This window comes from Pseudoalteromonas sp. T1lg21, assembly GCF_002964625.1.
GTDB lineage: Bacteria > Pseudomonadota > Gammaproteobacteria > Enterobacterales > Alteromonadaceae > Pseudoalteromonas > Pseudoalteromonas gelatinilytica.
Genome location: NZ_PQBX01000039.1, coordinates 271,942 through 286,794, shown reverse-complemented (window position 1 = coordinate 286,794; position 14,853 = coordinate 271,942). Strand labels below are relative to the sequence as shown.

14 protein-coding genes and 2 tRNA genes are annotated in these 14,853 nt (G+C 40.8%); 13 read left to right on the top strand and 3 right to left on the bottom strand.

What is annotated here, in order from left to right; all coding sequences use genetic code 11:
• The coding region (locus tag C2M25_RS09255) for a host specificity factor TipJ family phage tail protein (RefSeq protein ID WP_267894687.1) at window positions 1-1,453 on the top strand (1,453 nt) is incomplete at its 5' end.
• Window positions 1,454-1,455: 2 nt separating this feature from the next.
• Here C2M25_RS09255 and C2M25_RS09250 read toward each other — a convergent pair.
• The 3 genes from C2M25_RS09250 to C2M25_RS09240 all read right to left on the bottom strand — a co-directional run bounded on the left by C2M25_RS09250 (window position 1,456) and on the right by C2M25_RS09240 (window position 3,223).
• On the bottom strand, window positions 1,456-2,058 hold the full coding sequence (locus C2M25_RS09250; RefSeq protein ID WP_105180963.1) for a hypothetical protein: 603 nt from the start codon (window positions 2,056-2,058) through the stop codon (window positions 1,456-1,458).
• Window positions 2,059-2,423: 365 nt separating this feature from the next.
• A tRNA-Pro gene (locus C2M25_RS09245) sits at window positions 2,424-2,500 on the bottom strand.
• Window positions 2,501-2,605: 105 nt separating this feature from the next.
• On the bottom strand, window positions 2,606-3,223 hold the full coding sequence (locus C2M25_RS09240) for an arylesterase (RefSeq protein ID WP_105180962.1): 618 nt from the start codon (window positions 3,221-3,223) through the stop codon (window positions 2,606-2,608).
• Here C2M25_RS09240 and C2M25_RS09235 point away from each other — a divergent pair, their 5' ends adjacent.
• From C2M25_RS09235 to C2M25_RS09180, 12 genes are all read left to right on the top strand, one after another.
• Window positions 3,224-3,943, top strand: coding sequence for an ABC transporter ATP-binding protein (locus C2M25_RS09235; protein WP_105180961.1), 720 nt, complete (start codon window positions 3,224-3,226; stop codon window positions 3,941-3,943).
• The gene (locus C2M25_RS09230; protein ID WP_105180960.1) at window positions 3,933-6,434 is read left to right on the top strand and encodes an ABC transporter permease; all 2,502 of its coding nucleotides are present in this window, start codon (window positions 3,933-3,935) and stop codon (window positions 6,432-6,434) included. Before C2M25_RS09235 ends, C2M25_RS09230 begins: the two co-directional genes overlap by 11 nt.
• A gap of 138 nt (window positions 6,435-6,572) precedes the next feature.
• On the top strand, window positions 6,573-7,097 hold the full coding sequence (ruvC, locus tag C2M25_RS09225) for a crossover junction endodeoxyribonuclease RuvC (RefSeq protein ID WP_054561285.1): 525 nt from the start codon (window positions 6,573-6,575) through the stop codon (window positions 7,095-7,097).
• A 1-nt stretch (window position 7,098) separates the two neighbouring features.
• Complete coding sequence (ruvA, locus tag C2M25_RS09220) at window positions 7,099-7,719, top strand: Holliday junction branch migration protein RuvA (RefSeq protein WP_063704728.1); 621 nt, start codon at window positions 7,099-7,101, stop codon at window positions 7,717-7,719.
• Window positions 7,720-7,726: 7 nt separating this feature from the next.
• Window positions 7,727-8,731, top strand: coding sequence for a Holliday junction branch migration DNA helicase RuvB (gene ruvB / locus C2M25_RS09215; RefSeq protein ID WP_105174274.1), 1,005 nt, complete (start codon window positions 7,727-7,729; stop codon window positions 8,729-8,731).
• Window positions 8,732-9,776: 1,045 nt separating this feature from the next.
• Window positions 9,777-10,481 (top strand): protein TolQ, encoded by a 705-nt coding sequence (gene tolQ, locus C2M25_RS09210; protein WP_063704733.1) that lies wholly within the window; start codon window positions 9,777-9,779, stop codon window positions 10,479-10,481.
• Window positions 10,468-10,902 (top strand): protein TolR, encoded by a 435-nt coding sequence (gene tolR, locus C2M25_RS09205; protein ID WP_054561289.1) that lies wholly within the window; start codon window positions 10,468-10,470, stop codon window positions 10,900-10,902. Before tolQ ends, tolR begins: the two co-directional genes overlap by 14 nt.
• A 1-nt stretch (window position 10,903) precedes the next feature.
• The gene (gene tolA / locus C2M25_RS09200; protein WP_063704736.1) at window positions 10,904-11,842 is read left to right on the top strand and encodes a cell envelope integrity protein TolA; all 939 of its coding nucleotides are present in this window, start codon (window positions 10,904-10,906) and stop codon (window positions 11,840-11,842) included.
• Window positions 11,843-11,851: 9 nt separating this feature from the next.
• Window positions 11,852-13,210 carry a Tol-Pal system beta propeller repeat protein TolB gene (gene tolB / locus C2M25_RS09195; protein ID WP_063704738.1) on the top strand — a complete coding sequence of 453 codons (1,359 nt, stop codon included), beginning with the start codon at window positions 11,852-11,854 and terminating at the stop codon, window positions 13,208-13,210.
• 34 nt (window positions 13,211-13,244) lie between these two features.
• Window positions 13,245-13,787: a peptidoglycan-associated lipoprotein Pal gene (gene pal, locus C2M25_RS09190; protein ID WP_063704740.1), complete on the top strand. Its 543-nt coding sequence runs from the start codon at window positions 13,245-13,247 to the stop codon at window positions 13,785-13,787.
• 12 nt (window positions 13,788-13,799) lie between these two features.
• Window positions 13,800-14,561: a tol-pal system protein YbgF gene (gene ybgF, locus C2M25_RS09185; protein WP_063704742.1), complete on the top strand. Its 762-nt coding sequence runs from the start codon at window positions 13,800-13,802 to the stop codon at window positions 14,559-14,561.
• Window positions 14,562-14,729: 168 nt separating this feature from the next.
• Window positions 14,730-14,805 (top strand) — tRNA-Lys (locus C2M25_RS09180).
• The last annotated feature ends 48 nt before the right edge of the window (window positions 14,806-14,853 follow it).

The window sequence follows — 14,853 nt, the reverse complement described above, 5'->3', positions numbered from 1 at the left end:
AGTTACTGACAAACTTTGGTTCGATTTTCGTTTACCACAAGGTTTAGGTGAACTTGATGATGATGGTAATTTTTTAAGTCGCACAGTCACAGTTCAAATAGAGTACCGTGCTGAAGGTGCTCAAGACTGGACTGCAGTTGATGACGAAGTATTTACCAGCTCTACAAATGATGAACTAGGGCGAACGGTACCAGTTACATTACCATCTAAAATAAGGCCTGAGGTAAGAGTAAAAAGGGCGACTGCAGCAACAGATGATACGCGTATTTATGACGATATATTTTGGACTGCCCTTAAGGCCGAATTAAACAGCGCGGCTAGTTATGATGGTTTGACCACCATAGCAATTAAGATCCGTGGCACAAATGCTTTAGCCGGCACAGCTGAAAATAAATTTAATGTTATTGGTACCCGTATTTTACCTGTGTACGAAAATGGCGCGTGGAGTGCACCAAGGCCAACAACTGATATAGCCCCATTTTTTGCACATGTATTAAAAAGTGCAGGGCATAGCGATGACAAAATAGGGTTAGAAGCACTAAATGCATTACATCCTATCTGGCATTATCGAGCAGATGAATTTAATGCTGTGTTTGATAGTGAGAGTACAGTTTTTGAAGTTCTTAAGCGTGTTTTAGCTGTTGGTTTTGCTGAACCTACAATTGATTATGGAAAAATCACACCTGTACGTGATCAAAAGCGAACTATCTACCGTCACATGTATCAACCCGATAATTATATTGGCATGCTTAAGCGCTCTATCAAACTAATGGACGATGATGAGCCCGACGGTATCGAAGTCGAGTACTTCGACCCAGTTACATGGAAGTCAGAAACAATACTTTGTTTGTTACCAGGTGACGAAGGTGCTAACCCAGAAAAAGTCAGAGCCTTTGGAATAACAAACCGCGATAAGGCTTATCAGTTTGGTATGCGAAAACGCCGCATTCGTCGTTATCGTCGAACTCGGTTTGATTTCAAAACTGAAATGGATGCGTTGAATTCAAATTACCTAGACTATTGCGCAGTCGCTGATGATATACCAGGCTATGAACAAACAGGTACTGTAATAGGGCATGTTGGTCGATCTATCTACCTTGATAACCCTGAACTGCAATGGCAAACAGGGCAAACACATGTTCTAGCTTTAAGAAAACCAGACGGTACTCTATCAGGCCCTTACAACGTTTCGCCTGGCAGTGCCACCAATGAAGTCGTCATCGATGCTAATTTAGATTTTACACCCGTACTAGATGGTTCAATAGAACCACCCCTTTATATGTTTGGGATCAGTACACGATGGTGTAATGGTGTACTTATAAAAGATATTAAGCCGTCATCAACAGACCAGGTTTCAGTAACAGCTGAGCTTGATGATGAACGAGTTTACCTAGATGACGATAGTCCAGCGCCGATAACAACTAGTATCACAATACCAAATATTTATTTCTAGACTTATGTATTGAAATTCTTAGTGTCTAAAAAATGAAATTTTGCAGAGAACTCTTTTTGTAATACTGATTCGTATTTAACCGTCACTGTAACTTTTTTCATCAGCTCTAAAAGTGGCTTAAAGTATGTAGTGTTTGGTTCATTAACCTTAAAACTAAAGAAGTTACTCTCATTATTTGGACCTATCGACTCAGGTAATTTCTTTGAATTATCGATGTTTTTATAAAAGCTTACAGTCTTTGCAAGTTCAATTGAAAGTTGATCGAATGTAATTGGCTTATTATCTAAAAATAGTGCAAATTTACAATTAATTGCTGGTCCAGAGCCTAAGTTGTGAATTTTTAACTCATAGGTGTGATTTGTGAAATGAACATCAACAATACAGTCGAGGTACGGGCGAGAAACTATTTCACTTTGAAACCTACTATGCGACAGCCCTTGATACGCAAAATAAAAGGTAATAGAGCCAACAGCTAAAGCAATAATATCGCTTATTTTAACCTCAGTACTTATACTTATATTTATAAACTTATAGCCTGAACCTATCAAATAGCCTGTAGCAATAAGAAGTACGCATATAAGAAAGTAAAACTTTTTATCTCTCATTCAAGTCATCATCCAAATATCCCTATGAATTAACAGGCATTATATCCATATTTAGTAGCTATTCCATAATTAATAAATTTTGGTATGGAGATGTTTGATAAGCAAAACAGGCTACAGAAGACCATAAATCATCAGTAAACAATATTCCTGTGTAGTCTATGTTTATTCTATCAGGGGTCCAAATCCCTTAAGCAAAATCTATTAATCCTAAAACGAAAGCATTAAATTAGATAATGCGAGATATAAGAAAGAATGTCGCCTACACGGAAAGAGTAATACAAATATAATACAAAAATAATACAAATTAGCAGTTGCTAATATATAAGATTTATTGACTTATCTTTATGATAAGTAAGGGGAAAAGATGGTCGGCATAGCAGGATTTGAACCTGCGACCCCTGACACCCCATGACAGTGCGCTACCAAGCTGCGCTATATGCCGACGTTGCAAGCCATAGTACGGCTTTTTTTATAAAAATCAATATCCCCGCAGTTTGATTGCTTGTTTATTGTTCAGGTAATCCACATTAAATCAATGGACTAGAGGTTAATCTAGCCAATCGTTGATCGTTTTGTACATAAAGTCGCGTATTAATGGTTGAGCATCGGCATTTGGGTGAAGGTTATCGTTTTGCATAAGTTCTGGACGGCCTGCAATGCTAAGCATGAAAAAGGGCATGAGCTCAGAATCTGTTTCGTCGGCAATGGTTTTAAAGCTATCGGTGAAAAGTTTGGTATAACGCGGGCCATAGTTTGGTGGAATTTGTACTTCCATTACGGCGGTTTTTGCCCCAATTTTTTGGCTTTTTGCAATTAAATCACGTAAGTTAGCTTGCAGGCGTTTAATAGGGAAACCTCGTAAACCATCGTTTCCGCCAAGCTCAATGAGTACATGAGTGGGTTCAAATTCGCTTAGTAACGCGTCGAGTCGTCTTAGGGCACCGCCTGTGGTTTCACCGCTAATACTGGCGTTTACTAAGTATACAGATTGGTCTTTTTCATCGTACTTATCTTGTAACAATTTAACCCAGCCTTGCTCTTGTTTAAGTCCGTAAGCGGCGCTTAAACTGTCACCTAAAATTAAAATTGTGTTGTCAGCTGCTGCCGTAAGTGGTTTGATTACTAACAGTAAAACGAATATAAAACTTAGGATTGGATGCATCATATGTCAGCGCTTTCTCAATTAAACATCATTCAAGTTAAAGGACTTTCTAAAACGGTCACCACGGTTGAGGGCGACCTGACCATCCTCAGTGACATCAGCTTTAATGTCAAGTCGGGCGACTCAGTTGCTGTGGTGGGCACCTCTGGTTCGGGTAAGTCTACTTTATTAAGTTTATTAGCAGGCCTTGACCAATCAACCGGCGGTAGTATCCATTTAGACGGAGCCGCATTACATGAATTAGATGAAGAAGCACGCGCAGCACTTCGCGCTGAAAAAGTAGGATTTGTATTTCAGTCTTTTATGCTTGTACAAAGCTTAACAGCTCTTGAAAATGTAATGCTTCCGGCAGAACTTGCAGGAAGCAAAGACGCTAAGCAGCAAGCACTTGAGTTACTTGATAAGGTAGGCTTAAGCCATCGTGTTGGCCATTACCCGTCGCAATTATCTGGTGGTGAGCAGCAACGTGTAGCAATTGCGCGTGCATTTATTGGCACACCGAAAATCTTATTTGCCGATGAACCATCAGCGAACCTTGATAGCAAAAACGGTAAGTTAATTGAGTCTTTATTATTTGAACTAAATAAAGAGCACGGCACGACACTCATTTTAGTAACCCATGATGAGCAGCTTGCACAAAAGTGTCAGCAAATTTTGCACATTGAAGCAGGGCAGTTAGTTACTGTAAAAGAAAGCGAAGGAGTGCAAGCGAATGTGGGCTAAATTAGCACTAAAACTGTTTTCACGTGAGTTTAAGCGTGGCGAATTAACAGTGATCAGTGCAGCAATAGCCTTAGCTGTACTCACTGTTTTAACACTGTCTATGGTTACCGACCGCATTGGTCAAAGTATTGAAGAAAAGAGCAGTGCCTTTATTGCGGCTGATCGCGTTTTAGCAAGTAACCATGTTTTACCTGCCGAGTTTTTAGAAAAAGCCAACCAAGATAACTTACGCACCGCAAAAATAACCTACTTCGACACCATGTTATTTGCCGGTGACGAAATGCAGCTTGGTTCGGTTAAAGCGGTATCAAACACTTATCCGTTAAAAGGTGAGTTAAAAGTTAAAACTAGCCTGACTGGCCAACCAGAAGTAACAACCGAGATCCCAAGCCGTGGTGAAGTATGGTTAAGTGAATCGGTGTTTTATGCGCTGAATATTAAAGTGGGCGATAAAGTAGAGCTTGGCGCTGCTACGTTTACGGCTAGTCATGTTGTAGCTGAAGAGCCAGATGCACCGTTTAATGTGTTTTCAAGCAGCCAGCGAATCTTAATCAATGAAGCAGACATTGCTGTAACCGAGGTAATACAGCCGGGGAGTCGGGTATTTTATCGTCAACTTTATGCTGGCGATAAAAATAATTTAGATGCCTTTTATGCGTGGTTAAAACCACAAATGAAAGAAAACCAAAATTGGTATGGTGTTAAAGACCGCCAGTCACCTATTTCTAATAGTTTAAATCGTGCCGAAAGCTACTTATTGTTAGCAGGTTTGCTTGGCATTATTTTAGCTGCCGTTGCTATTGCGGTATCGGCAAAACGGTATTGTGAACGTCAGTACGACCCAGTTGCGATGATGAAAACGCTCGGCGGCAGTCGCGCTATGATCCGTAAAATCTATTTACTTCACTTAAGCCTTGTATGTTCAATGTCGGTGATTGTGGGTTTACTGATTGGTTATGGCTTACAAGCAATTGCCACTGATTATTTAGCACAAACCATGGGCTCAGCACTGCCTAGTGCATCGGCAAAACCTTGGATCATTGCAATTAGCACAGGCGTGATTTGTGCGGTAATGTTTTCGATTAAACCGCTACTCGATTTATTTGATATTCCGCCGCTGCGTGTACTTCGCCGTAACTTAGGTGACCGTTTATTGGTAAGTAAAGTGCACTTGGCTATGTCGGCACTTACTGTGTTTTTATTGATGTGGTTATTTAGTAATAACATCAAAATAAGTGCAATTTTGTTCCTTTCGACGGCATTTTTAATTGCTGTGTTATTTGGTCTATCAAAGGTTATTTTTGGTGGTGGCCGCAAACTTGGCTTGAGTCCGGGCAATAGTTGGTCATTGGCGATTGCGTCAATTCAAAAGCGTGCCAATGTGAATGCGGTACAATTAATTAGCTTTGCTTTGGCTATCAAGCTATTACTGTTTTTAATTGTACTTAAGAACGACATGATTTCGGACTGGCAGTCTCAGCTTCCTGAAAATGCACCTAATTCATTTTTAGTGAACATTACTGAGCAAGAGTTAGAGCCTATTACGAGCTTCTTAGCACAAAACGATATGCCCACGTCTGATTTCTATCCGGTTGTGCGTGGTCGCGTAAATGCTGTTAATGGTGAGTTGGTTGCCCGTGAAGTATCACAAGAAGACAACGAAAAGAAAGACGAAGAAGCCCGCTCTGGTATTGGCCGTGAGTTAAACCTAACTTGGCGTAAAGACTTACCTAATCAAAACGAGCTTATCGACGGTACATGGTTTAGCGAAGACTCAGTAGCCGAGGCATCGGTCGAAGAGTCGATGCTTGAACGCCTTGATGTAAAAATAGGCGATACGCTTACTTTCCTAATTGGTGCGCAATCATTCGATGCAAAAATTACCAGTGTGCGTAAGGTTAATTGGACCACGCTTAAACCTAACTTCTTTATTATTTTAAGTCCTGATGTGCTAGCGAGTTTTCCTGCTACTTATATTTCATCAGTGAATGTAAAAGCAGAGAAAAAACGAGAGTTTAATGAGCTAATGCGCCAATACCCCACGGTTAACGTGATAGATGTTGAAAGCTTCATTAAACAAATTCGCTCAACCATAGAGCAAGTATCGTTAGCGATTGGCTTTGTACTAGCGATTGTGGTTGCCTGTGGCGCTTTAGTGCTTATTTCGCAAGTACAAGCAAGTTTAGGTGAGCGAATGCAAGAGATTGTTATTTTGCGGACCTTAGGTGCGAAAGGGCGCTTAATTAAAAATGCCACCTTATATGAGTTTTTACTATTAGGCGTTACCGCAGGCTTAGTGGCTGCTATTGTCAGTGACATCGCTCTGTTGATAGTGCAAAGGCAAATGTTCGATTTAGCAGGTAAGTTTCACCCTCATATTTGGGTGATTGGCCCAGCAGTCGGTGGCTTATTCGTGGCATGTTTGGGCTATTTGATGATAGCCCGCACAATGCGAAAAAATACCCAAGGCTTATTACGCTCGCTCGCGTAAATGTCTTACTTAAAGGTTGACTATAAAATGCTCGCAATTGCGGGCATTTTTTATGAATTGCAATTGGTTACTGGTAATTTATACAGTGCTCTGGCATTATTAACCGCAGATAATAATGATAATAGACGGGTCAGTTAGTTGGCGATTATTTTAGGGATTGATCCTGGTTCACGATTAACAGGGTACGGCGTGATTGCTCACCAAGGTGCTAAGTTCACTTATTTAGGCAGTGGCTGCATTAAACTGGCCGATCATGATTTTCCTGTACGCTTAAAAATGATTTACCAAGGGATCAGTCAATTGGTAGAGCAATTCTCCCCAGACAGTTTTGCTATCGAAAAAGTGTTTATGGCGCATAACCCCGACTCGGCACTTAAACTAGGCCAAGCACGTGGTGCAGCGATTGTTGGTGCTTCAATGGCAGAGCTGCCAGTTTATGAATATTCAGCTAGGCAAATTAAGCAGGCCGTTGTAGGTAATGGCGGAGCCGATAAGTCCCAAGTACAGCATATGGTTAAAAACATTTTAAAGCTGCCAGGTACCCCTCAAGCCGATGCCGCAGATGCTTTAGCAATCGCTATTTGTCATGCACACTCAGAACAAAATTTAATAAAACTTGCGGGCAGTGCGAGCAAAACCGTAAGAGGACGATTAAGGAAGTAATATGATTGGTCGATTAAATGGCTTACTTGTTGAAAAGCAGCCACCAGAAATTCTTATCGAAGTAAGTGGTGTAGGCTACGAAGTACAAATGCCCATGACTTGCTTTTATGATTTACCAGCAGTGGGTGAGCAAGCGATTATTTATACCCATTTTGTGGTACGTGAAGATGCCCAGCTATTATTTGGCTTTAACAACAAAACCGAGCGCACTTTATTTAGAGAGCTTTTAAAAGCCAATGGTGTAGGGCCAAAACTTGGTCTTGCTATTTTATCGGGTATGTCGGCGCAGCAATTTGTAAGTTGTGTTAATAATGAAGATGCGACCACACTGGTTAAACTGCCGGGTGTTGGTAAAAAAACGGCTGAGCGTTTAGTACTCGAAATGAAAGACAGGCTTAAAAATTGGGGTAATGACTTATTTACGCCATTTAGCGATAATGCCGTAATTGAGCCATCAAGTAATGATACCCTTGTGGCAAACAATGCTGCCGATGATGCTGTATCGGCACTTGTGGCATTAGGCTATAAGCTACCGCAAGCACAAAAAGCGGTTAAAACAGTGAACAAACCAGATATGACGACCGAGGTTCTAATTAAAGAAGCTCTAAAATCAATGTTGTGAGTAAACCATGATTGAAGCAGATCGCTTAATAGATGCGAGTGAACAAAGTAACGAAGACAGTGTTGATCGTGCCATACGACCAAAACTGTTAACCGATTACACAGGCCAGCCGCATGTTAAGCAGCAAATGGAAATTTTTATTGAGGCAGCTCGCCATCGTGGCGAAGCGCTGGATCACTTATTAATATTTGGTCCACCGGGTCTTGGTAAAACTACACTTGCAAACATTGTAGCCAACGAGCTTAACGTTAATATTAAAACGACGTCGGGGCCAGTACTGGAAAAAGCAGGCGATTTAGCCGCGCTTTTAACGAATCTTGAAGAAGGTGACGTACTGTTTATTGATGAAATACATCGTTTGAGCCCGCAAGTCGAAGAGATTTTGTATCCTGCGATGGAAGATTATCAGCTGGATATAATGATAGGTGAAGGCCCTGCAGCACGCTCAATAAAGCTCGATTTACCACCATTTACTCTAATAGGCGCGACAACGCGTGCAGGATCACTCACTTCACCTCTTAGAGACCGCTTTGGTATTGTTCAACGATTAGAGTTTTATTCTGTTGAAGACTTATCAAAAATTGTTGCCCGTTCAGCACGCTTTTTAGAATTAACGATGTGCGATGAAGGCGCAACCGAAATCGCCAAGCGCTCACGCGGTACGCCGCGAATAGCAAACCGTTTATTACGCCGTGTTCGTGATTACACCCAAGTGAAATCAGACGGTAAAGTGAATGCTACAGTTGCAGAGCAAGCCCTCGATATGATTGATGTTGATAAAAGCGGTTTTGACTACATGGATAGAAAATACCTGCTTGCGATCATCGAAAAATTTATGGGTGGCCCCGTTGGCCTTGATAACCTCGCGGCTGCAATTGGTGAAGAAAAAGAAACCATTGAAGATGTGATAGAGCCGTTTTTAATTCAACAAGGCTTTATACAACGCACCCCACGTGGACGACTTGTTTCAGACATCGCTTATTTACACTTTGGGCTAACGCCAGCGAAATAACTAAAACCCCGCGAAGCGGGGTTTTTTGTAGTTAGACATTAGAAGTTAGGTTTTTTAGTAGTTAGACTTCAGAAGTTAGATATCAGTTGATCGAGAGGGTGGTTTTATTTTTTTGTGTAATTAAACATAAAGCTTGCTATCTATGAAATTGGTTTTACTTTGTTCTAACCACTAACCACTAACCACTAACCACTAACCACTAACCACTAACCACTAACCACTAACCACTAACCACTAACCACTAACCACTAACCAGTGGATTGTTGTCTCATTTTAACATCTGTAATTCACATGCTGTTAAGTTATCGGTAGGTATTCTCGTTGACGTTTGAATAGGCAAAAAAAAGCCCGCATAAGAATGCGGGCAAACAACAAGTTGAAGGAAGTAATCCAGGGAACTACGGTCTACTTAAATAAGGTTTTATCCAGATTTAAGCAAACCTGAGCAATACGAAACTTCATATTGCTAAAAACGGAGCTTAATGAAAGAAACTTTCATGAGGTTGCTAGCTCGGTATAGGTAAATAATACGCAATGGTGGATTTTTCTTCAAACTAGAAAAATTTTATTTTCAGATAAAAAAAACTAATGTGAGCAAAAAATCAAATTGTTTTCTTTTTGTTCACTTTTTGTCTGTTTATGTTTTAAATCACTGAATAAAAGGCTTTTTATAAATTTTGTGATCTTTATTCAGGATTAGTTTAAGTATTATGTAGTAGATTTGCAAAAGTGCTTTTGGGTGTTTATGCGTTATTTATGAATAAACGCCGTGTTTTTGAGTGTTTTGGTTGCTTTTTAGTGTCACTGTAATGACTTATTATTAAGGTGAAAATATGCATAAAAGTGTTGATAAAAGCTAATATGGCTAAAAAATAACTAAGCAAATTGCTTTTTACCGTTATTTGCCGCTAATTCACAGCAAGAGCGTTGTCAGTTCATAACTGACTAGATACACTAGATGTAACTTTTGGCCACCTTTGTGGTCAATAAATGCAAGTGTAAAAAATATAACAAATTACATAGAAATCTATTTTAGGAGTTTAACGTGGGATCAGGGCTTAACTTTTTAGATCTTATTCTAGAAGCCAGTGTACTTGTCCAGCTAGTAATGTTGGCATTAGTCGGTATGTCGGTAATGTCATGGGCAATTATTTTTCAACGTAAAAAAGCGATTTCTGATGCACTTAATGGCGCAAAGCGTTTTGAGCAAAAATTTTGGTCAGGTATTGACCTAAGTAAATTATATAACGAAGTATCAGCTCGTCCTGGTGGTGCATCAGGTGTTGAAGCATTATTCGTTGCTGGTTTTAAAGAGTTTGCACGTCATAAGAAAAATACATTTCAAAGTGCAAGCATTGTTATGGAAGGCACACACCGTTCAATGCGTGTTGCGTTATCACGTGAAGTTGAAAAGCTTGAGTCTAGTTTATCGTTTTTAGCAACAGTGGGTTCAATTAGCCCTTATATCGGTCTGTTTGGTACGGTTTGGGGTATCATGAACGCATTTATCGCATTAGGTGAAGTTAAACAAGCTACTTTACAAATGGTTGCACCGGGTATTGCCGAAGCATTGATTGCAACAGCAATGGGTTTATTTGCTGCAATCCCTGCGGTAATTGCTTACAACCGTTTTGCTAACAAAGTAGAAAAGCTTGAAGGTAATTACATTAACTTCATGGAAGAGTTCGCCAATATTTTACACCGCCAAGCAGCTGCGCAAATAGAGGCTAAAGCGAATGTATCAGCGTAAGAAACGTCGCCCTGTAGGGGAGATAAACGTAGTACCTTACATTGATGTAATGTTGGTACTGCTAATCATATTTATGGCAACGGCACCGCTTATTACTCATGGCGTAAAAGTAGATTTGCCGAAAATGGAAGAATCGGATTTAGTTGATACTAAAGATACACCACCGATCATTGCATCAATTGATGCTGAGGGTAAGTACTATGTAAGTATTGGTACTGATCCTGAAGCGCCAATGGAAGCCTTGGATGTTGCGGCGGTGATTAAACTTCAATTGCAAAAGAATCCCGATACACCTGTGATGATCAAAGGTTCAGGCCGTGTTTCTTATCAAGAAGTGCTGCTGCTTATGGACTTTTTGAAAAATGCCGGTGTGCCTTCAGTGGGTCTTATGACCGAATCATTTGAGGGGACGAAAGGCTAGTATGGGTGCATCAGTAGTAAAGTCAGTTCTTTTGCATCTTGCTATAGCTGGTTTATTAGTAGCAACAGCGAGTTTTCACATGCCAGCACCTAAGGTGATGGAAGTGACGCTGAATCCTGCTTTGCCGGAACCTGAAAAAGCGGTTGCTGCGGTAACTGTTGATCAGCAAAAGGTTGAGCAAAAAATTGCCGAGCTTAAAAAGCAAGAAGAAGCAAAAAAACAAGCCGAAGCAAAACGTATTCGTGATCTTGAGCGCCGTGCAAACGATGCACGTAAGCAACGTGAAGCTGAAGACCGTCGTCTTAAAAAGCTAGAACAGCAGCGCCGCGCAAAAGAGAAAGAAAAAGCAGAAGCAGAAGCACAAGCGAAAAAAGCACGTGAAATTCAAGAGAAAGAACGTGCCAAAGCGCAGCAAGCAGAAAAGCAAAAGCAAGAAGCCGAAGCCGCTGCGAAAGAGGCTGCTGAAAAACGTAAAGCTGAAGAAGAAGCGTTAAAGAAAGCGGAAGAAGAACGCAAGCGTAAAGCGGCCGAAGCAGAAGCTGAACGTAAACGCAAAGAAGAAGAAGCCGAACGTAAACGTCAGCAAGCATTGCAAGAGCAAATGCTGCAAGAACAATTAGCTGCTGAACAGGCTGCACGTAATAAAGTGCGTCAGCAACAAGTAGTGGGCGAAGTTGAAAAATATAAAGCGTTAATTATGGCGCGCATTCAGCAAAACTTCTTAAAAGATGAGAAGATGAAAGGCAAAGAATGTCGTCTTAATATTCGTCTTGGTTTCAATGGCTTAGTGACTCAAGTAAAATCACTGGGCGGCGATACCTTGGTATGTGAAGCGGCAATGCGCGCAGTGCGTATGGCAGATACATTACCAGTATCACCAGACCGTGAAGTATTTGAGCAACTTAAAAATATTAATTTAACTATAGCGCCTCAATTTTAAAGGAATGATATGTTTAACCAGATAAAAACAGCATGTTTTATTGTATTACTGGGCTTTCATGGCATTGCCAGTGCTGCACTAGAAATTGTGATCACCGATGGTATTGATGGTGCACGCCCAATTGCGGTTGTGCCATTTCAATATCAAGGTGTGGGAACGATCCCTGAAAAACTAAGTTCAGTAATTGCAGCTGACTTAATGCGCAGTGGTAAGTTTAAGCCTATTGATGTGAATACGATGCCGCAACTTCCTGCTGCTGACACTGACGTTGATTACGGTGCGTGGGTAAATAAAGGTGTTGAAGCAATCCTTGTTGGTAAAGTTGAACAACAATCGGGTGGTCGTTACTTAGTAAAGTATGAGCTTATCGATGTGATCCGTGGCCAAATTACCGGTGGCCAAACTCAAATGATGAGCAATGGCCAACTTGTTAAAAGCCAAGACCATATCTTAGATGCTCGTGAAAGTGTTATTGCAGAAAATGGCTTTCGCCGATACGCGCACCGCATTAGCGATGTAGTTTATGAAGCATTAACAGGTGAAAAAGGTGCGTTTTTAACAAAGATTGCTTATGTGATTGTACGTGAAGAAGAGCCAAAGCCTTATCAACTAGTTGTTGCTGACTATGATGGTTTTAATGAGCAAGTGTTACTTCGTTCTAAAGAACCGTTAATGTCACCAGCCTGGTCACCTGATGGTACTAAGCTTGCGTACGTAACATTTGAAAATCGTCAAAGCCAAATTTACATCCAAGACTTATACACGGGTAAACGTGAGCTAATCACAAGCCATCCGGGTATTAATGGTGCACCACAGTTTTCACCAGACGGTAAAAAGTTACTTTTAGTGCTTTCTAAAGACCGCAATGGTGCAACAGAAGTGTATGTTTTAGACCTTGCAACTCGCAAAGAAAGACGTCTTACAAACCACCGTAGTATAGATACTGAACCATCGTGGTTCCCTAATGGTGAAGATATTGTGTTTACGTCTGAAAGGGGTGGTAATGCTCAGATTTATAAGTTAAATTTGCAAACTGGCAGGTCAAAACGCATGACGTTTGACGGAGATATGAACCTTGCAGGTTCGATTTCTCCAGACGGGAAAGAATTAGTGATGGTGAATCGTACCAACGGTCAATACCATCTTGCTAAGAAAGAGCTAGCTACAGGCGCGTTCCAAGTGTTAACACGAACTCGCCTAGATGAATCACCGAGTATCGCTCCAAACGGCTCGATGATTATCTACAGCACGCTTCATAATAATAAACAGGTGTTGGCGTTAGTTTCTATGGACGGTCGCTTTAAAGCACGCTTACCTGTGCTAAACGGACAAGTAAAGGCACCAGCTTGGTCGCCTTATTTACAGTAATTTTACTGGTTTACTCAATATAGGAATCAATTAAATGCAACTTAATAAAACTTTAAAAGGCCTGCTTATTGCTGTGCCAGTGATGACATTAGCGGCGTGTAGCTCTTCTTCAGGTGTTGATGAAGGTTCTGCAAACCAATCTAACCAAGGTATGGTTGAGCAATCAAACAACACTGATACTGTTGAAGTTGCAACACTTACTCCAGAGCAACAAGCTGAAGAAGCACTTCGTGAAAAATACGAAGCGTTACGTCAAGAGCAAATCATTTACTTTGGTTTTGATAACGCAAAAATCCAAAGCCAATATGCTGAGCTTTTACAAGCACACGCTGAGTTCTTAGTACAAAACCCTTCAGTTAAAGTGCTAATCGAAGGTCACGCAGATGAGCGCGGTACACCTGAGTACAACATCGCACTAGGTGAGCACCGTGGTCAAGCAGTAGAAAAATACCTACAAAGTTTAGGTGTTTCTGCTAGCCAAATGTCAGTTGTGAGCTATGGTGAAGAGAAGCCAATGGTTAAGTCTCGCACTGAAGAAGCGTTCGCGAAGAACCGTCGCGCAGTATTAGTTTACTAATAAAGAGTCATTATGAAGCCGAAAATTATTTTGGCAGCAATGATCTTAAGCGGGAGCACCCAGTTATGGGCTGCTCCCGCTCCTGTTTCAGAAGCTGCAAGCTCGCAATCGAGCATTGAGAAGCGTTTAGTCGCTTTAGAAAACATGATGAAGTCACGTAATTTATTGCAAGCTGAGCTTCAGCAGCAGCTTAATATTTTACAAGACGAAGTAAGCCAAGTACGTGGTATTACTGAAGAGCAAAGCTATAAGCTTGAAAAAGTACTTCAGCGTCAGCGTGAGCTTTATCAAGAGATTGAGAACCGTGTAAGCCAAGCGTATAGTCAGCCTGCTGCAACACAAACTCAACCTACGAACACTTATACGGATGTGGGTCCATCACAGGCAATTAGTTCAGATTTATCTGAAAACGAAGCCTATGAGCGCGCAGTGGCGTTAATCATGAAAGATAAACGTTATGAGCAAGCAATTCCTGAGTTTCAAACATTCTTAACGACTTACCCTAATTCAGTGTATGCATCGAATGCACATTATTGGTTAGGCCAGCTTTTAACAATTCAAAACGATCCAGCGGGTGCAACTGAGCACTTTAAAGTAGTTGTGAATGAATACCCAAATTCTAACAAGCGCCCAGATGCGATGTTAAAATTAGGAAACTTATTAGCGGATCAAGGTTTAGGCGAACAAGCCCTTAAAACCTTTAATGATTTAATAAATCAGTACCCAAGTACAACCGCTGCAAAATTAGCCACAGAACGTTTGTCTCAAATGTAGATTTGACCTGATTAGACTGCTTTTTGACTTAAGCGGTCTAAAATTAGGCATCTAGACATAAAAACTTAAAAAAAGAGATATTTTCTGTTGCACTCAGCATTTAAATAAGTATTATAAGCGCCCGCAGCAGGCGATTGGTAACAACAGCCGAATTGCGGAAAAAAGAGCGGGTCATTAGCTCAGTTGGTAGAGCAGTGGACTTTTAATCCATTGGTCGATGGTTCAAGTCCATCATGACCCACCATTCTCTTAGAATGGTAATCTTTAATCGACGGATTTACGTATAGCTTTT